Here is a 17,446-nt window from a genome sequence, read left to right as displayed (position 1 = left end):
TAAACGCCACGATCCGTACGGAACGTGACTGTACGCGGGGCGGGGTGGCGTGCGGAGATGGCGTGCGTGACGTACGCGGAGAGCGGGGCACGGACCCCGGGCCCCGGAGCGGGCACCCTCACACACAGCGGCGGGCCGTGGACCAGTGCCTCCGGCACCGCCGCAGCCCTGCGCACCAGCACCGAGAGCAGCCGCCGCGCCCTGCGCCCCGCCCACGAGGGCACAGCGGCGGGCGGGACGGGCCTCACATCGGTGGCGGCGCTCAAGACCGTCCTGACCTCCTGGGAGGAACGCCTCGCCGCCGTACGGGACGAGTGCGACCACCTCACCGGCACCCTCGCCCGGGTCGCCAAGGAACTCGGCGAGACCGACACGGCGGTGGCCCACGCGCTGGGCGGCGTGCCCCGGCAGGGCGGCCGGCCCCAGTGACCGGAACCACGCTGACCTGGCAGGCCTTACGGGACCTGAAGCCCGGCGCGTTCGAGGTCGCGGGCGACACCTGGCACGCGGTGTCCGGCCGCTCCGGCGCCGACCGCGCCCGGGTCGACCGCCTGATGACCGCGAGCCTGCGCGAGACGCAGCGCGGCGAGTCGGCCGGGGCGGCCCTCGCCCGGCTCCAGCGGCTCAGCCGCAACTACCACTACCTGCACACCGAGTGCGGCCTGTTACGCACCGCCCTGAACGGCCTGGCCGCCGATCTCGCCGAACCGCAGCGGCAGTTGCGCCACGCGCTCGACGAAGCGGCCGAACTGCGGTTCACCATCCACGACGACGGCTCCGTCAGCTACCCGGCCGGCACCGCCGCCACACTGGTGGGCCGGCAGGACACCCCGGGCGGCCGGGCCCACGCCAGTGGCCGCCTCCCCCTGGACCCCGCCCCCGGCCTCGGCGCCCCGCCCCCGCCGGTCGCACCGCTCAACCCCAACGCCGAGAAGGCCCAGGCCATCGCGGACCGCATCGCCCGAGCCGTCCGGTCCGCCGCCGACATCGACCACCGGTACGCGCGGACCCTGCTCCGGCTCCAAGCCGCCAAGGGCCTCGACATCACCGCCGCGACCCTCGCGGACGTCGCCCGCGACACGGCCGGCGTCCGCGCGGCTGCGGGACGGCACCTCGGCGCCGCCATCCCCGCGGACGGCTCGCCGGCCGAGCTCAAGGCCTGGTGGGACGCCCTCCCCGAGGAGCAGCGCCGCGAGTACCTCGACATCGCCCCCGACCTCATCGGCAACCTCGACGGCATCCCCGCCACCGCCCGCGACGAGGCCAACCGCAGGCTCCTACCGCTGCTCATTGGCGAACTGGCGCAGCGGGACGACGACGGCTCCCGCACGAAACTGGAGGCGCTCCGGATGCTCCAGGACCGGCTCAGCCGGCCGAGCGACCCACCGATGTACCTCCTCGGCATCGGCGACGAGGGCAACGGCCGCGCGATCGTCTCCTACGGCAACCCCGACACCTCCCGCCACGTCTCCGCCTACGTACCGGGCCTGGGCACCAGGCTGAACGGCGAGTTCGTCGAGGACACCATGAAGCGCGCCGAGGACACGGCGATCGGCGCGCGTGACGTGGACCCTTCCAGCGCGTCCATCATCTGGCTCGGCTATGACGCGCCGCAGCTACTGGACGTCATGGCCGAAGGAGATGCTCAGCGGGGAGCCCCGGCCTACAACTCCTTCATGTCGGGACTGGACGCCACGAATGAGAACCGGGACCCACACCTCACGGCGATCGGCCACTCGTACGGTTCACTCACTGTGGGCAAGGCAGCGACGGCGTCGGGTGGCATCCCCGGGGTCGACGACATCATTTTGCTGGGAAGCCCGGGCGTAGGGACGCAGAGGGCGGAGGACCTCGGCGTCGGCAGGGAGCACGTGTTCGTCGGAGCGGCCGACAACGATCCGGTGACCCACCTGCCCTCGAAGGATGAGATCGCCCTCGGCGGGCCCGTCGGAGTGCTTGCTACCCGCGATCTTCTGGATGAGGGCAACGACGACGTCTACTTCGGCAAGGATCCCGCCAGCGAGGCGTTCGGCGCACAGCGCTTTCTGGTGGCCGACGGGCCGGGCATGATCCGAGACGGTGGGGGCTTCGACGCCCACTCCCAGTACTTCACACCCAAGAAGGACATGGCGTCTGCGGCGAACATCGCAGCCATCGTTGGAGGGCGCTCTCAGGACCTCATCAGGGAGGAGCACCGGTGATGCGCCTGACGCGGGCAATTCTGTCCGTCGCGATTGGGGTGCTGGTTGTCGGCTGCGAGGCCACGGAGGGAAGCGTGAAGGACGGAAGGCCAGCAGTCATGAACATGCAAGAAGCGGCGGATCGTGCCGATGACATGCTGGACGCGACGATTGCTGCAGTGGTACCGGAGCTTCACTGGGCGCACCACAACACCACGGCCGGCAGTTGTGACGTCTCTCGACGGAGGAAGATCATGACGGTCGTCTCAGCGGAGCGCCGAGGCAACTTGCTGGGTGTCGTCGAGCGCTACTGGACGAAGAGTGGCTTCGCCATCACGGCAGTACGCAAGAGCAAGGACCGGCCTGCCGTTTTCGCGGTGTCACGCGACGGCTTCGGCATCAGCCTGATCTTCGGTTACGCGGGGCAGGCCACCCTCGAAGTCGCCACCCCCTGCGTCCAAAAATCCACCGTCGCCCCGCCCAAGTCCCCGCCCAACGGCCCCGCGTACCCCCTCGGTCAGATCCCCACCCCCAACGTCCGCTCCGCCTTCTGGTCCGCCGAGGCGCCGCTTACTCGGCCGTGAAGAAGGCCGTCAGCGACGGGGCCAGGACTTGGGGGGTGACCGCGTGGGTCTGGCCCGTGAGGGTGCTGTGGCGGGCGTTCGGGAGGGCGTGGGCCACCGCGCGGGCGGTGTCGCGCAGCCACGCGGGGCTGGCGCCGCCGTCGATGACCAGGACGCGCGCGGTGACGGCGGCCAGGCGTGCGGCGGGCACCAGGCTGTCGCCGAGCACGGCGTGGTCGTACGGCAGGGTGTGCGCCAGCGCTTCGAGCGCCGGCCACTGGGGCGACGCGCGCAGGCCGGCGAGCTCCGCGGCGGGCGTGTCGGACAGGAAGAGCGCGAGCGCGTCACCGCGGCGCCCGTCCGCCAGGAGCCGTCCGAGCCGCTGGGCGCGCTCGGTGAAGCCGTCGCGGGCGGCCGGGTCGGTGTCGTACGGAGGTTCGTAGACCGACAGGCGGGTGATCGGCAGCCCGGCCGCCGCCGCCTCCAGGGCGAGCGCGCCGCCGGAGGACGTGCCGTGCACGGCCGCGCCGCCGCCCGCCGTGGCGATCACGGCCGCCAGGTCGTCGACCTCCCGCTCGACGGCGTGACGAACGGGCGGGCCCGCCCCGTCACCGCTGTCGCCACGGCCCCGCCGGTCGTAGGTGTACGTGGTGAAGTGCGGCGCCAGCAGCCCGGCGAGCGCCGCCTCGCTCGCGCGCGTGCCCAGCGCCCCGCTCACCAGGACCAGCGGCGGACCTTCACCGCGCCGCTCGTACGCGAGGAGGGTGCCGTCGCCCGATGTGACCGTTCCGCGGTTCTCCATGCAGGGGCAGACCGGTGCCGGCCGCGGAACTCATCGCTCGGCCTCAGACGACTTCCGCTTCGTAGAAGCAGAGGTGGTCCTCGATCTCGGCGACCTCCGGCTTGGGGTCGGGGTACGCCCAGACGGCGTCCTCCGCGCCGGGCAGCGACCAGTAGGACGCGGTGCCCTTGAACGGGCAGTAGGTGTGGGTGCCGGAGGGCGTCAGCAGCTCCGTACGGACGTCCTGAGCCGGCAGGTAGTAGCGCGGGGGACAGCCCGTCTCGCGCAGGACGAGCGGTCGCCGGCTCTCCGCGACCACGTGACCGTCGTGGACCACGCGTACGTGCTCGGTGCCCTGCTCGATGGTGATGCGGTGTCCAGTCGTCATGACCGTGCAACGGCCCGCCCCCGCCGCGCCATTCCCTAGGTCACTCCCTAGGGTGGCCGTATGAACATCTGCGTCTTCCTGTCGGCCGCCGATCTCGATGAGCGCTACACCGTCCCCGCCCGCCAGTTCGCCGAATTGCTCGGCAAAGGCGGGCACACCCTGGTGTGGGGCGGCAGCGACACCGGATTGATGAAGGTCGTGGCGGACGGCGTCCAGGAGGCGGGCGGGCGGCTCGTCGGCGTGTCGGTGGACTTCCTGGCCACCAAGGCGCGGGCGGGCGCCGACGAGATGGTCTTCGCCAAGGACCTGGCCGAGCGCAAGGCGCGCATGCTGGCCGTGTCGGACGCCGTGGTGATCATGGTCGGCGGCACCGGCACCCTCGACGAGGCCACCGAGATCCTGGAGCTGAAGAAGCACGGCAAGCACACCAAGCCCGTGGTCCTGCTCAACGCGGCGGGCTTCTACGACGGGCTCAAGGAGCAGTTCCGGCGGATGGAGGCGGAGGGGTTCCTGCCGCTGCCGCTGACCGACCTGGTGTTCTTCGCGGAGGACGGGGTCGCCGCGCTCGCGTACCTGGAGGAGAGCGCCGGGATCAGGTGACCGCCGTCCGGATGCGAGCATGGCCGTATGGCTACACACATGATCACCGGGGCGGGTTCCGGCATCGGCGCGGCCGTCGCCCGCCGCCTGCACGAACGCGGCGACGACCTCGTACTGCTGGCCCGTGACGCGGGGCGCGCCAAGGAACTGGCCGCGGCCCACCCGGGCGCCCGTACGCTCGTCGGCGACCTGGCCAACGCCGACCGGCTGTCCTGGGCCTTCTCCCACCAGACGCTGCCCGACCGGCTGGACTCGCTGCTGCACATCGCGGGCGTCGTCGACCTCGGCCGGGTCGGCGATCTCACCACCAAGGCCTGGCGGAGCCAGCTGGAGGTGAACCTCATCGCGCCGGCCGAGCTGACCCGGCTGCTCCTGCCGCAACTGCGGGTCTCCCAGGGTCACGTCGTGTTCGTCAACTCCGGCGCCGGGTTGAACGCCCACGCCGAGTGGTCCGCCTACGCCGCCTCCAAGCACGGCCTCAAGGCGCTGGCCGACTCGCTGCGCCAGGAGGAGCACGGTTCCGGCGTGCGCGTCACGTCCGTCTACCCGGGCCGTACGGCCAGCCCGATGCAGGCCAAGGTGCACCAGCAGGAGGGCAAGGAGTACGACGCCTCCCGCTGGATCGACCCCGAGTCGGTCGCCACCGCGATCCTGACCGCGATCGACCTGCCGCGCGACGCGGAGATCAACGACCTGAGCGTGCGGCCGGGGCGATGAGCGGGAACGACGACTTCAGCTGGGGCCCCGCGACCGGGGTCGGGTCCATGCCGGGCGGCGACGCGCGCGAGGCGGCCAGGACCGTGACGGGCACCTTCGAGGACTTCCCGCACCTGGCGGAGCTGCCCGCCCGCGGGCCGGGCGCCGACATGATCGGGCGGACCATCGGCCTGCTCGTCGAGATGTACGCGCACGTGGAGCCGAGCGGCTGGCGGGTCAGCGACCGGCCGGGCCGGGACACCCGGCGGGCCCGGTCCTGGATGGGCGAGGACCTCGACGCCCTGGAGGAGTTCACCCAGGGGTACGAGGGTGTCGTGAAGGTCCAGGCGGTGGGGCCGTGGACGCTGGCCGCCGCCCTGGAGCTGCGGGGCGGAGAGGCGGCCCTCGGCGACCCCGGCGCCTGCCGGGACCTGACGGCCTCGCTGGCGGAGGGGCTGCGCGGCCACCTCGCGGAGGTGCGGCGCAGGATCCCGGGCGCGCGGGTGGTGCTCCAGCTCGACGAGCCGTCCCTGACCGCCGTGCTGCGCGGGCAGGTGCGCACCGCGAGCGGCTACCGGACCCACCGTGCCGTGGACCGCCAGGTCGTGGAGAGCGCGCTGCGGGACGTGGTGGCGGTGAACGAGGGGCACGGGCCCGTGATCGTGCACTCGTGCGCTCCGGACGTGCCGTTCGCGCTGCTGCGGCGGGCGGGTGCCGCGGGCATCTCGTTCGATTTCGGGCTGCTCACCGAGCGTGACGAGGAGCAGATCGGCGAGGCGGTCGAGGGAGGCACGAGGCTGTTGGTGGGCGTCGTCGAGTCGACCGACGTCCCATTGTCAGACCCTGCCGGTAGCGTCATGGGTGTCAGGACGCTGTGGCGCAGGCTGGGGCTGTATCCGGGGACTCTCGCCGAGTCCGTGGTGGTCACCCCGTCGTGCGGGCTGGCGGGTGCCTCGCCCGCGTACGCCCGTGCCGCGCTCGCCCACTGCGTCACGGCGGCGAGATCGCTCGCGGACAACCCTGAGTGACGTCAGTGACGGAAGGAAAGACGGTGGCTGTCGAACAGCAGGATGTCGTGCCGGCGGAGGCACGGGACAAGCACGCGCAGCTGGCCGAGCAGGTCGAGGAGCACCGCTTCCGGTACTACGTGAAGGACCAGCCGGTCGTCAGCGACGCCGAGTTCGACAGGCTGCTGCGCTCGCTGGAGGCCCTGGAGGAGGAGTATCCGGAGCTCCGGACGCCCGACTCGCCGACCCAGAAGGTCGCCGGGGCGTACGCGACGGAGTTCACGGCCGTCCAGCACCGCGAGCGGATGCTGTCGCTGGACAACGCCTTCGACGACGAGGAGCTGGCCGGCTGGGCGGACCGGGTCGCCAAGGAGGTCGGCACCTCGGGGTACCACTTCCTGTGCGAGCTGAAGGTCGACGGCCTGGCGGTCAACCTGACGTATGAGAAGGGGCGTCTCACGCGCGCGGCGACGCGCGGCGACGGCCGCACCGGTGAGGACATCACGCCGAACATCCGCACGATCTCGGACATCCCCGAGCGGCTGAAGGGTGACCGCATCCCGGATCTCGTCGAGATCCGGGGTGAGGTCTTCTTCCCGATGGAGAAGTTCCAGGAGCTGAACGCCCGCCTGGTGGAGGCGGGGGACAAGCCCTTCGCCAACCCGCGCAACGCGGCGGCCGGTTCGCTGCGCCAGAAGGACCCGAAGGTGACCGCCACCCGGCCGCTGCACATGGTGGTGCACGGCATCGGCGCGCGCGACGGCCTGGAGATCGCCCGGCTGTCGGAGGCGTACGAGCTGCTGCGCGAGTGGGGCCTGCCGACGGCCCGGCACAACAAGGTGGTCACCGACATCGCGGGAGTCCGCGCCTTCATCGAGTACTTCGGTGAGAACCGGCACTCGGTGGAGCACGAGATCGACGGTGTGGTCGTCAAGCTGGACGAGATCCCGCTCCAGGGCCGGCTCGGCTCCACCTCGCGGGCGCCGCGCTGGGCGATCGCCTGGAAGTACGCGCCGGAGGAGGTCAACACCAAGCTGGTCAACATCCGCGTGGGAGTGGGCCGCACCGGCCGGGTCACGCCGTACGCGCAGGTGGAGCCGGTGACGGTGGCCGGCTCGGAGGTCGAGTTCGCCACCCTGCACAACCAGGACGTGGTGAAGGCCAAGGGCGTCCTCATCGGGGACACGGTGGTGCTGCGCAAGGCCGGTGACGTGATCCCGGAGATCCTGGGCCCGGTGGCGGACCTGCGGGACGGCACGGAGCGGGAGTTCGTGATGCCCTCCGAGTGCCCCGAGTGCGGGACGCCGCTGCGGCCGATGAAGGAGGGTGACGTCGACCTGCGCTGCCCGAACGGCCGTACGTGCCCCGCGCAGTTGCGTGAGCGGTTGTTCTACCTCGGTGGCCGCAAGTGCCTGGACATCGAGAACTTCGGGTACGTCGCGGCGGCGGCGCTGACCAAGCCGCTGGAGCCGTCCGAGCCGCCGCTGGTGGACGAGGGCGACCTGTTCGACCTGACCATCGAGCAGCTGCTGCCCATCAAGGCGTACGTCCTGGACCAGGACAGCGGCCTGCCCAAGCGGGACCCCAAGACGGGCGAGGAGAAGATCGTCACCGTCTTCGCCAACCAGCAGGGCGAGCCCCGGAAGAACGCGCTGGCGATGCTGGAGAACATCGCGGCGGCCAAGGAGCGGCCGCTGGCCCGGGTCATCACGGGGCTGTCGATCCGTCACGTCGGCCCGGTGGCGGCGGAGGCACTGGCGCGCGAGTTCCGCTCGATCGACCGGATCGAGGAGGCGAGCGAGGAGGAGCTGGCGGCCGTCGAAGGGGTCGGCCCGACGATCGCGGCCTCGCTCAAGCAGTGGTTCGAGGTGGACTGGCACCGCGAGATCCTCCGCAAGTGGCGTGCGGCGGGGGTGCGGATGGAGGAGGAGAGCTCCGGCAAGGACGAAGGGCCGCGCCCGCTGGAGGGGTTGACCGTCGTCGTGACCGGCACGCTGGAGAACCACACCAGGGATGGCGCAAAAGAGGCGCTCCAGAGCCGGGGAGCGAAAGTGACCGGTTCCGTTTCGAAGAAGACGTCCTTCGTGGTTGTTGGTGACAACCCTGGTTCCAAGTATGACAAGGCGATGCAGCTGAAGGTTCCGGTTCTCGACGAGGACGGCTTCCGTACGCTGCTCGACCAGGGGCCGGACGCGGCGCGTGAGGTGGCGGTTCCGGTCGAACAGTAGGCCGGTAAATGCCGTACGGGGCTCACCCGTTCGGCGCATACCAGATGGATAAGGGTGGCCGGGTCTCATTCGGGCAAGACCAGTAGAGCGCCGCCCGTTGAAGCCTTTCGCGGCCTACTGTTGAGACGGCGCGTGTCGTGCCCGGCCGGGGGTGGGATTCCGGCCGTGCCGGCACGACAACGGGCCATAGCGTGGCAACGGCACCGCCGGCTGTGAGAGGGACGGAATGAAACCGACCGAGAGTGCCGCCCCGGTCTCACGGCCGCGTGCGTACGCGGCCACGGGCATCGCCTCCATGCTCCCGAACGTCGTCGTGGCGGTCGCCGCCTTCGTCCTCACGGCCGGACTGTGGGGCGCCGCGCGCGGCGGGCACGCGCTCTTCCCCGGCTCCACGACCGGCTGGTCGCTCGCCGTGCTCACCGGCATCGTCGTCGGACACCTCGTCGCGCTCGGCCGCGACCGCTGGTGGGGCGGCACCGGCTCGGGCGCCGCGCTCACCCTGGCCGTACTGCTCCTGTACGGCTGGGTGCCGGCCGGACTGGTCAGCCTCGCCGTCGTCGTCCTCGTCGGGGTCGCCCGGCGCCACCGCTGGCGGCAGGGACTGCTGCACGGCGCCGCGGACGTCCTCGGCATAGGGGCGGCGGCCCTGGTCCTCGCCGCGTTCGGGGACGTGCCGACGGTCGAACGGCCGTGGCGGCCGCTCGAATGGGGCATCGAGGCGGTACCTGAAGTGGCGCTGGCCGCCGCCGCGTACCTGACGGTGACCCGGCTGCTGCTGTGGTACACGCTGGCCCCGCAGGCTGGGGGACTGCCCACGGCCGCCCGCACCGCGCTGCTGCGGCAGGGGCTCGTGGCGGTCGCCCTGCTCGGCATCGCGCCGCTGATCTGCGTCGTCGCGGTGGCCCTGCCGGTGATGCTGCCGCTGTTCGCCGTGCCGCTGATCGCCCTGGACTCCACCCTCTGGATCGCCCGCGCCCGGGCGGAGGAACAACTGCGCGACCCGCTGACCGGTCTGCCCAACCGGCAGTGGCTGCTGGAGCGGACCTGGTCGGCGCTGGAGGAGGCGGAGGGCGAAGGTCTCCGGGCCGCCCTGGTGCTGATCGACCTCGATCGCTTCCGGTCGGTCAACGACACACTCGGTCATCTGGCCGGTGACCGGCTGCTGCTGCAGATCGCCGACCGGCTGCGGCTGGCCCTGCCGCGCGACGCGGAGGCCGCACGGCTCGGCGGCGACGAGTTCGCCGTCCTGCTCCCGGTCGCCGACTCCACGACCAGCGCCCAGCGGGTGGCCCGGCAGCTCGTCGCCGAGCTGTCCTCGCCCCTCGACCTCGACGGACTCACCCTCGTCCTGGAGGCCAGCGCGGGCGTCGCCGTCTTCCCCGACCACGCGCTGGACGCGGAAGGCCTCCTCCAGCGGGCCGACGTCGCCATGTACCAGGCCAAGCGGGACCGCACCGGCGTCGAGGTCTACGAGTCCAAGCGCGACTCCAACACCCCCGACCGGCTCGGCCTCCTCGGCGACCTCCGGCGCGCCCTGGACGCCGGGGACGTCGAGCTGCACTACCAGCCGAAGGTCCGCTTCGACGGACACGTCGCCGGGCTGGAGGCGCTGGTGCGCTGGGTGCACCCGGAGCGGGGCAAGGTGCCGCCCGACGAGTTCATCGCCATCGCCGAGTCCTCAGGGCTGATGCCGCACCTCACGGAGTACGTCCTGGAGACGGCGCTCGGCCAGGTCGCCAAGTGGCGCGCCCAGGGCCTCTACGTCCCCGTCGCCGTGAACGTCTCACCGCGTGACGTCCACACCCCCGGCTTCGCCGGCGCGGTCGCCGCGCGGCTGGCCCGCCACGGGGTGCCGCCGGGCGCGCTCCAGCTGGAGATAACGGAGCACGTCCTGCTGGAGGACCCGCAGCGCGCCGCCGACACCCTGGCGGGGCTCACCGGCCACGGCGTGAAGATGTCCCTCGACGACTTCGGCACCGGGTACTCGTCGCTGGTCCACCTCCGCCGCCTCCCGGTGAGCGAGCTGAAGATCGACCGCTCGTTCGTGGCCCGGCTCGCGGTGGACAACGAGGACGCCGAGATCGTCCGCTGCACCGTCGACCTGGCCCACTCGCTGGGCCTCCTCGTCGTCGCCGAGGGCGTCGAGGACGACGAGACCTGGGAGCGCCTGCGGGACCTGGGCTGCGACGCGGTGCAGGGCTGGCTGGTCGCCGCCGCGATGCCGCCGGCGGAGACCACGGCGTGGCTCCGCGCCCGGGGCGAGGCCGGCTGGCACCGCCCGCCCCGTGAGCTGCCGCCCGCGCCGCAGGACGCGGACCAGGTGGTCCAGTAACCGCCCCACCACCCACGGTCCCGCAGTCGGCGACGTACCGGGGTGGGGCCGTGCAGGGTCGCCCCCGCAGGGGACCGGCGGCGTTGCCGGGGCTCCCTGCCTCGTAACCCGAGGCCGCCGGCCCCGAGGAGGCGAGCCCGGAGGGGCCACGCCCCCACCCACCGGGGGTCACCGCACCCAAGGCACCGCCCCGCGGCGAACCGGGAACGGGCACCGCTCCGGTCCCGTTGTGCCCACCCGTCCCGCCCTGCGGGACGATTGCCCACAACGGGCGGGGGCGGAGGCGGGAGGGGAGCCGCCCAGCGGGCGAGCCCACAACGGGGGGTGGGCGCCGTCCTGCGGGACGATCGCCCACAGCGGAGGGGCGGCCGTTTCACGGGCAGGGGGCGCGGCCCCATAGGATTGGGCCAAAACCATCACACTCACCCCTGAGGATCGCTGCATGCCTGGCATCACGCGCGAGGAGGTCGCCCACCTCGCCCGGCTGGCACGTCTTGAGCTGAAGGACGAAGAGCTCGACCACTTCGCCGGACAGCTCGACGACATCATCGGCGCGGTCGCCCGCGTCTCCGAGGTCGCCGACCAAGACGTACCCCCGACCTCCCACCCGCTGCCGCTGACGAACGTCATGCGCGCGGACGAGGTCCGTCCCTCGCTCACCCCCGAGCAGGCGCTCTCCGGCGCGCCCGCCCAGGAGCAGCAGCGTTTCAAGGTGCCGCAGATCCTGGGGGAGGACTGACCATGGCCGACATCATCAAGCTCACCGCCGCCGAGATCGCGGAGAAGATCGCGTCCGGCGAGCTCACCGCCGTCGAGGTCACCGAGGCCCACCTGGCCCGGATCGAGGCCGTCGACGAGAAGGTGCACGCGTTCCTGCACGTCGACCGCGAGGGCGCCCTCGCCCAGGCGCGTGCCGTGGACGAGAAGCGGGCCAGGGGCGAGAAGCTCGGCCCGCTCGCCGGCGTACCGCTGGCGCTCAAGGACATCTTCACCACGAAGGACATGCCGACCACGGTCGGTTCGAAGATCCTCGAGGGCTGGCTCCCGCCGTACGACGCGACCCTGACGACGAGGCTGAGGGCCGCCGACGTCGTGATCCTCGGCAAGACCAACATGGACGAGTTCGCCATGGGGTCGTCGACGGAGAACAGCGCGTACGGGCCGACCGGCAACCCGTGGGACCTGACCCGGATCCCCGGCGGTTCGGGCGGCGGTTCGAGCGCGGCGCTGGCGTCGTACGAGGCGCCGCTGGCGATCGGCACGGACACGGGCGGTTCCATCCGCCAGCCCGCGGCCGTCACCGGCACGGTCGGCGTCAAGCCGACGTACGGCGGGGTGTCCCGCTACGGCATGGTGGCGTTCTCCTCCAGCCTGGACCAGGGCGGGCCCTGTGCGCGTACGGTCCTGGACGCGGCGCTGCTGCACGAGGTCATCGCGGGCCACGACCCGCTCGACTCCACGTCGATCGACGCCCCGGTGCCGCCGGTGGTGGAGGCCGCGCGCAACGGCAGCGTGGCGGGCATGCGGGTCGGCGTCGTCAAGCAGTTCCGCGGCGAGGGCTACCAGGCCGGCGTCGTCCAGCGGTTCGACGAGTCGGTCGAGCTGCTGAAGGAGCTGGGTGCCGAGATCGTCGAGCTGGACTGCCCGTCCTTCGACCTGGCGCTGTCGGCGTACTACCTGATCGCCCCGTCGGAGTGCTCGTCGAACCTCGCGCGGTTCGACGGCCTGCGGTACGGCCTGCGGGTCGGCGACGACGGTTCGAAGGCCGCCGAGGACGTCACGGCGCTGACCCGTGAGGCCGGCTTCGGCGACGAGGTCAAGCGGCGCATCATGCTCGGTACGTACGCGCTCAGCTCCGGCTACTACGACGCGTACTACGGCTCGGCGCAGAAGGTCCGGACGCTGATCACGCGGGACTTCGAGAAGGCTTTCGAGCGGGTCGACGTGATCGTCTCGCCGACGACGCCGACCACCGCCTTCCCGATCGGCGAGCGTGCCGACGACCCGATGGCGATGTACCTCGCCGACCTGTGCACCATCCCGACCAACCTGGCCGGCAACGCCGCCATGTCGCTGCCCTGCGGCCTGGCGCCGGAGGACGACCTGCCGGTCGGTCTGCAGATCATCGCCCCCGCCATGAAGGACGACCGCCTCTACAAGGTCGGTGCGGCCGTCGAGGCCGCCTTCGTGGAGAAGTGGGGACACCCGCTGCTGGAGGAGGCTCCGTCGCTGTGAGCGCACTGACCAAGGCCAAGGGCTTCAAGAAGTCCCGGGCCGGAACGTATCTGTCCATCGGCACCACCGCCTTCGGCGCGCTCAGCGTGGTCAAGCAGGCCCGGAAGGCGCGTGGCGAGAGCGACACGCTGCTGCTGCTCGACGCCGTCGTGTCGGCCGCCGCGATCGCGACCGGCCTCGCCATCCTGGTGCGCGAGCTGAAGCGCATCGGTGACGACGACGTCCTGTTCGGCTGAGAGGGAAGTTCCATCGTGACCGTCATCACCGAGCTGGTGCCGTACGACGAGGCCCTCGCCGCCTATGACCCCGTCATGGGGCTCGAGGTGCACGTCGAACTCGGCACCAGGACCAAGATGTTCTGCGGCTGTTCCACCGAGCTGGGCGCCGAGCCCAACTCGCAGACCTGCCCGACCTGCCTCGGCATGCCGGGCTCGCTCCCCGTGGTCAACGCGGTCGGCGTCGAGTCCGCCATCAAGATCGGCCTCGCGCTGAACTGCGAGATCGCCGAGTGGTGCCGCTTCGCCCGGAAGAACTACTTCTATCCGGACATGCCGAAGAACTTCCAGACCTCGCAGTACGACGAGCCGATCGCCTTCAACGGCTATCTGGACGTCCAGCTGGAGGACGGCGAGGTCTTCCGCGTGCAGATCGAGCGCGCGCACATGGAGGAGGACACCGGCAAGTCGACGCACGTCGGCGGGGCGACCGGCCGTATCCACGGCGCCTCGCACTCGCTGCTGGACTACAACCGGGCCGGTATCCCGCTGATCGAGATCGTCACCAAGCCGATCGAGGGCGCCGGTGAGCGCGCGCCCGAGGTCGCCAAGGCGTACGTCGCCGAGCTGCGCGAGGTCATCAAGGCGCTGGGCGTCTCCGAGGCCCGTATGGAGATGGGCCAGATGCGCTGCGACGTGAACCTGTCGCTGCGTCCGCACGGCACCGAGAAGTTCGGTACGCGTTCGGAGACGAAGAACGTCAACTCGCTGCGGAGCGTGGAGCGTGCCGTGCGCTTCGAGATCAGCCGTCACGCGGGCGTGCTGAACGCGGGCGGCACGATCGTCCAGGAGACCCGTCACTTCCACGAGGAGGACGGCTCCACGACGTCCGGCCGGGTCAAGGAGGAGGCCGAGGACTACCGGTACTTCCCGGAGCCCGACCTGGTGCCCGTGGCCCCGTCCCGTGCGTGGGTGGAGGAGCTCCGTCAGGGGCTGCCCGAGCTGCCGCGCGTGCGCCGCAACCGGCTGCGCGAGGAGTGGGGCGTCTCCGAGCACGACATGCAGTCCATCCTCAACGCGGGCGCGGTCGACCTGATCGTGGCCACGACGGAGGCGGGCGCCCCGTCGGACCAGGCCCGCAAGTGGTGGATGGGCGAACTGGCCCGGAACGCCAACGAGTCGGGTACGTCCCTCGACGCGCTGCCCATCACCCCGGCGCAGGTGGCCCGGGTGGCGGAGCTGGTGGCGTCCGGCGACCTCAACGACAAGCTGGCCCGCCAGGTCATCGAGGGCGTCCTCGCGGGTGAGGGCGACCCGGACACGGTCGTCGAGAAGCGGGGCCTGAAGGTCGTCTCGGACGAGGGCGCGCTGGGTGCGGCCGTGGACGAGGCGATCGCCGCCAACGCCGCTGTCGCGGACAAGATCCGCGGCGGCAAGGTGGCCGCGGCCGGCGCCCTGGTCGGCGCGGTCATGAAGGCGACCCGTGGCCAGGCGGACGCGGCCCGCGTGCGCGAGCTGATCCTGGAGAAGCTCGGCGTCGAGGGCTGACGCCGGGCGCCCGAGTCGGCAGTGCTCGGCCCCCGCACCCGGTGGGTGCGGGGGCCGAGTCGTGGACCGGCGGTCCCCGCCACCGGGGGGAGGGGAGTGGCGGGGACCGGGTACCGTCCCGTGGGGGGAACTGCGGTGCTTCTGCCCCCGACTTCCGGGCTCATGCCCACCTGTCGTGGAGTTGCCAGACAGGCCCGCCCCTTACCGGGGCAAGGGGTGCGAAGGGGACGGGTCGCTTGGACTCTCCGTCACGACCCTTGGACATTCACCGCGCTGTCGTCGCCAGGTCTTTCCGCCGACATCCGCGCTCACTACCGTCCCGGCCGTACCACTCAATGGAACGCGGTCGGACCATTGAGCCGTCGACGGGAGGTCGAGCGTGTCACCGGACGATTCGCGGCAGAGGGACGCTTCGAGGCAGGGGCGCGTGTCGCCGCAGCGCGACGTGTCGCGCCGGAGTGTGCTGGCGCTGGGCGGAGGTGCCCTGGGCGCCGCAGCGGCGGGTTCCCTGCTGCCGCCCTCGCTCCGGGCCGCGATGGCCGCCGCTCCGCCCTCCGGCGGACTGCGGGCGGTCAGGCACGTGGTGGTCCTGATGCAGGAGAACCGTTCCTTCGACCACTACTTCGGCACCCTGCGTGGCGTCCGCGGCTTCGGTGACCGCAACGCCGTCGAACTGCCCTCCGGCAAGCCGGTGTTCGAACAGCCGGGCCCACTGGGCCGCACCGTGCTGCCCTTCCCCGTCCGGGACGCGGCCGTTTCGCAGGAGAAGGACCTCCAGTACATCGGCGACCTCGACCACTCCTGGGGCGGCGGCGCCAAGGCGTGGCGCGACGGGTGGATGGACGGCTGGGTCTCCGCCAAGACGGCCGCGACGATGGCGTACTACGACCGCCGTGACCTCCCGCTGCACTACGAGCTCGCCGACACCTTCACCATCTGCGACGCGTACCACTCCTCGATCCACACCTCCACCAGCCCCAACCGCAACCACCTGTGGAGCGGCTGGACGGGGTACGAGGCCGACGGCTCGCGCGCCGTCACCAACGCCGCGTACGCCGAGGACACCCACCCCGGCTACCCGTGGCCGACCTACGCCGAGCGCCTGGAGCAGGCGGGCCGGACGTGGAAGACGTACACGGAGTGGGAGAACTTCACCGACAACAACATCGAGTTCTTCACCACCTTCAAGGAGATCGCCCGCAAGGCGCTGGCCGGCACCGGCGGCCACACCTTCATGGAGTCCTTCTACGCGGCCGTGCGCGACACCGCGGACCCGGCGGAACGGGAGCGGCTGCTGACCGCCCTGGAGGACGGCGTCGCCACGCTGACCGCCCGGGAGCGGTCGCTGTTCGAGCGCGGGCTGCGCCGGGTCGAGACCGGCACCCTGGCCGACGCCTTCCGCGCCGACGTGGCGGCGGGCACCCTGCCCGAGGTCTCCTACCTGGTGCCCTCCGCGATCGACTCCGAGCACCCGGGATCGTCCTCCCCGATCGCCTCCGCCACCCTCGTCTACAAGGTGCTGGACGCCCTCGGCTCCCATCCGGACGTCTGGCGGCACACCGTCCTCCTGATCAACTACGACGAGAACGACGGCTTCTTCGACCACGTCCCGCCACCCGTGCCGCCCGCCGGTGACACCGACGAGCGGTGGAAGGGGCTGCCCACCGGGCTCGGCATCCGGGTGCCGCTGCTCGTCGTCTCGCCCTGGACGGTCGGCGGCCACGTCTGCTCCGAGGTCTTCGACCACACCTCGGTGATCCGCTTCCTGGAGGTCTGGACCGGAGTCCGGGAGCCCAACATCACGCCGTGGCGCCGCCGGGTCACCGGCGACCTGACGTCCGCGTTCGACTTCCGGCGCGGCCGCCCGCGACCGGAGGTGGAGCCGCCCGGTGCCGTTCCGCCGTTCACCGGCCGCTGGCGCCCGCGGCCGCCGGCCGAGCAGCGCATGCCCGTCCAGGAACCCGGCACCCGGCCCGCGCGGCCCCTGCCCTACCAGCCGGACGCGCACGCGCGCGTGGCCGGGGACGCCCTGGTGGTCACCCTCCGGAACACCGGACGGGCGAGCGCGCACTTCGCGCTGTATCCGTACGCCGGTGAGTTCCCCGTCCCGCAGCACCAGGACGTAAGGGGCACCGAGCAATGGAGGGTGCCCCTTACCCGCGCCGGACGCGACGACGGCGCGTACCGCTTCACGGTCACCGGCCCGAACGGCTTCCGCCGCGAGTTCGCCGGCCCGGCGGCGGGCGGTGCCGAGGTCACCTCGCGGATCGACGCGCAGGAGCGCGACCTGCACCTGACGCTCACCGCCACCGGTGACGCGCCGGTCACCTTCACCGTCCGCCCCCTCGGCTACGTCGACGAGGACGACCTGGCCGACTGGACCCGCCGGGTCATCGTCAGGGCGGGCCGCAGCCGTACCGTCGTGCACTCCGCCGCCGACGCGCACGGCTGGTACGACGTCGAGATCACCGGCCCGGACGGCTTCCGGCGGCGGCTGATGGGCCACATCGAGAACGGACGCCCCAGCGTCTCCGGCTGAGCCGCACCCGGGCACCGGGACGCCCGGCCTGTGAGTATCGCCACGAAAGGGACAAACGATCTCTTTAGGCTGCCAGAGTGGCGGTACGTAGGTCATGCGTTCTTTGCGGGCAGTTCCCGATAAAGAGCACGCAC

Annotated in this window: 15 protein-coding genes; 13 read left to right on the top strand and 2 right to left on the bottom strand. The window is 71.9% G+C overall.

The window, feature by feature from the left end:
• The first annotated feature begins 66 nt into the window (after positions 1–66).
• From EIZ62_RS08965 to EIZ62_RS08955, 3 genes are read left to right on the top strand one after another with little or no spacing between them, the layout of a single operon-like run.
• Positions 67–429 carry a hypothetical protein gene (locus EIZ62_RS08965; RefSeq protein WP_244375572.1) on the top strand — a complete coding sequence of 121 codons (363 nt, stop codon included), beginning with the start codon at positions 67–69 and terminating at the stop codon, positions 427–429.
• Positions 426–2,201, top strand: coding sequence for an alpha/beta hydrolase (locus EIZ62_RS08960; protein ID WP_156692171.1), 1,776 nt, complete (start codon positions 426–428; stop codon positions 2,199–2,201). Before EIZ62_RS08965 ends, EIZ62_RS08960 begins: the two co-directional genes overlap by 4 nt.
• Positions 2,201–2,764: a hypothetical protein gene (locus EIZ62_RS08955; RefSeq protein WP_244376161.1), complete on the top strand. Its 564-nt coding sequence runs from the start codon at positions 2,201–2,203 to the stop codon at positions 2,762–2,764. The genes EIZ62_RS08960 and EIZ62_RS08955 overlap by 1 nt, the downstream gene beginning before the upstream one ends.
• Here EIZ62_RS08955 and EIZ62_RS08950 read toward each other — a convergent pair.
• The gene (locus EIZ62_RS08950; RefSeq protein ID WP_156692170.1) at positions 2,751–3,545 is read right to left on the bottom strand and encodes an alpha/beta fold hydrolase; all 795 of its coding nucleotides are present in this window, start codon (positions 3,543–3,545) and stop codon (positions 2,751–2,753) included. The genes EIZ62_RS08955 and EIZ62_RS08950 overlap by 14 nt on opposite strands.
• A gap of 43 nt (positions 3,546–3,588) precedes the next feature.
• Entirely contained in the window at positions 3,589–3,912 is a 324-nt protein-coding gene (locus EIZ62_RS08945; RefSeq protein WP_156692169.1) for a DUF427 domain-containing protein, read from the bottom strand.
• Positions 3,913–3,972: 60 nt separating this feature from the next.
• Here EIZ62_RS08945 and EIZ62_RS08940 point away from each other — a divergent pair, with 60 nt between their 5' ends.
• The 10 genes from EIZ62_RS08940 (at position 3,973) to EIZ62_RS08895 (ending at position 17,312) form a co-directional block, all read left to right on the top strand.
• A complete protein-coding gene (locus tag EIZ62_RS08940; RefSeq protein ID WP_156692168.1) occupies positions 3,973–4,512 on the top strand; it encodes an LOG family protein in 540 nt (179 codons plus the stop codon).
• Between the two features lie 27 nt (positions 4,513–4,539).
• A complete protein-coding gene (locus EIZ62_RS08935) occupies positions 4,540–5,229 on the top strand; it encodes an SDR family oxidoreductase (RefSeq protein WP_156692167.1) in 690 nt (229 codons plus the stop codon).
• Positions 5,226–6,236: a methionine synthase gene (locus tag EIZ62_RS08930; protein ID WP_156692166.1), complete on the top strand. Its 1,011-nt coding sequence runs from the start codon at positions 5,226–5,228 to the stop codon at positions 6,234–6,236. Before EIZ62_RS08935 ends, EIZ62_RS08930 begins: the two co-directional genes overlap by 4 nt.
• Before the next feature lie 23 nt (positions 6,237–6,259).
• Positions 6,260–8,443, top strand: coding sequence for an NAD-dependent DNA ligase LigA (gene ligA, locus EIZ62_RS08925; protein WP_156692165.1), 2,184 nt, complete (start codon positions 6,260–6,262; stop codon positions 8,441–8,443).
• A gap of 295 nt (positions 8,444–8,738) precedes the next feature.
• The gene (locus EIZ62_RS08920) at positions 8,739–10,775 is read left to right on the top strand and encodes a putative bifunctional diguanylate cyclase/phosphodiesterase (RefSeq protein WP_244376159.1); all 2,037 of its coding nucleotides are present in this window, start codon (positions 8,739–8,741) and stop codon (positions 10,773–10,775) included.
• Between the two features lie 442 nt (positions 10,776–11,217).
• Positions 11,218–11,514 (top strand): Asp-tRNA(Asn)/Glu-tRNA(Gln) amidotransferase subunit GatC, encoded by a 297-nt coding sequence (gene gatC, locus EIZ62_RS08915; protein ID WP_016642027.1) that lies wholly within the window; start codon positions 11,218–11,220, stop codon positions 11,512–11,514.
• A 2-nt stretch (positions 11,515–11,516) separates the two neighbouring features.
• Positions 11,517–13,010, top strand: a complete 1,494-nt coding sequence (gene gatA / locus EIZ62_RS08910) for an Asp-tRNA(Asn)/Glu-tRNA(Gln) amidotransferase subunit GatA (protein WP_156692163.1) — start codon at positions 11,517–11,519, stop codon at positions 13,008–13,010.
• Positions 13,007–13,246, top strand: a complete 240-nt coding sequence (locus EIZ62_RS08905) for a hypothetical protein (RefSeq protein ID WP_156692162.1) — start codon at positions 13,007–13,009, stop codon at positions 13,244–13,246. The genes gatA and EIZ62_RS08905 overlap by 4 nt, the downstream gene beginning before the upstream one ends.
• 15 nt (positions 13,247–13,261) lie before the next feature.
• Positions 13,262–14,773, top strand: coding sequence for an Asp-tRNA(Asn)/Glu-tRNA(Gln) amidotransferase subunit GatB (gatB, locus tag EIZ62_RS08900; protein ID WP_156692161.1), 1,512 nt, complete (start codon positions 13,262–13,264; stop codon positions 14,771–14,773).
• Between the two features lie 427 nt (positions 14,774–15,200).
• Complete coding sequence (locus EIZ62_RS08895; RefSeq protein WP_156692160.1) at positions 15,201–17,312, top strand: phosphocholine-specific phospholipase C; 2,112 nt, start codon at positions 15,201–15,203, stop codon at positions 17,310–17,312.
• Positions 17,313–17,446: the final 134 nt, after the last annotated feature.

This window comes from Streptomyces ficellus (genome assembly GCF_009739905.1).
GTDB classification, from domain to species: domain Bacteria; phylum Actinomycetota; class Actinomycetes; order Streptomycetales; family Streptomycetaceae; genus Streptomyces; species Streptomyces ficellus_A.
This window is presented reverse-complemented; position numbering and strand designations above follow the sequence as displayed.

Coding starts and splice junctions, on each gene's coding strand:
- EIZ62_RS08945 (WP_156692169.1), bottom strand. CDS start 3,912: ATGACGACTGGACACCGCATCACCATCGAGCAGGGCACCGAGCACGTA.
- gatA (WP_156692163.1), top strand. CDS start 11,517: ATGGCCGACATCATCAAGCTCACCGCCGCCGAGATCGCGGAGAAGATC.
- EIZ62_RS08940 (WP_156692168.1), top strand. CDS start 3,973: ATGAACATCTGCGTCTTCCTGTCGGCCGCCGATCTCGATGAGCGCTAC.
- EIZ62_RS08920 (WP_244376159.1), top strand. CDS start 8,739: ATGCTCCCGAACGTCGTCGTGGCGGTCGCCGCCTTCGTCCTCACGGCC.
- EIZ62_RS08935 (WP_156692167.1), top strand. CDS start 4,540: ATGGCTACACACATGATCACCGGGGCGGGTTCCGGCATCGGCGCGGCC.
- EIZ62_RS08950 (WP_156692170.1), bottom strand. CDS start 3,545: ATGGAGAACCGCGGAACGGTCACATCGGGCGACGGCACCCTCCTCGCG.
- EIZ62_RS08930 (WP_156692166.1), top strand. CDS start 5,226: ATGAGCGGGAACGACGACTTCAGCTGGGGCCCCGCGACCGGGGTCGGG.
- EIZ62_RS08955 (WP_244376161.1), top strand. CDS start 2,201: ATGCGCCTGACGCGGGCAATTCTGTCCGTCGCGATTGGGGTGCTGGTT.
- gatC (WP_016642027.1), top strand. CDS start 11,218: ATGCCTGGCATCACGCGCGAGGAGGTCGCCCACCTCGCCCGGCTGGCA.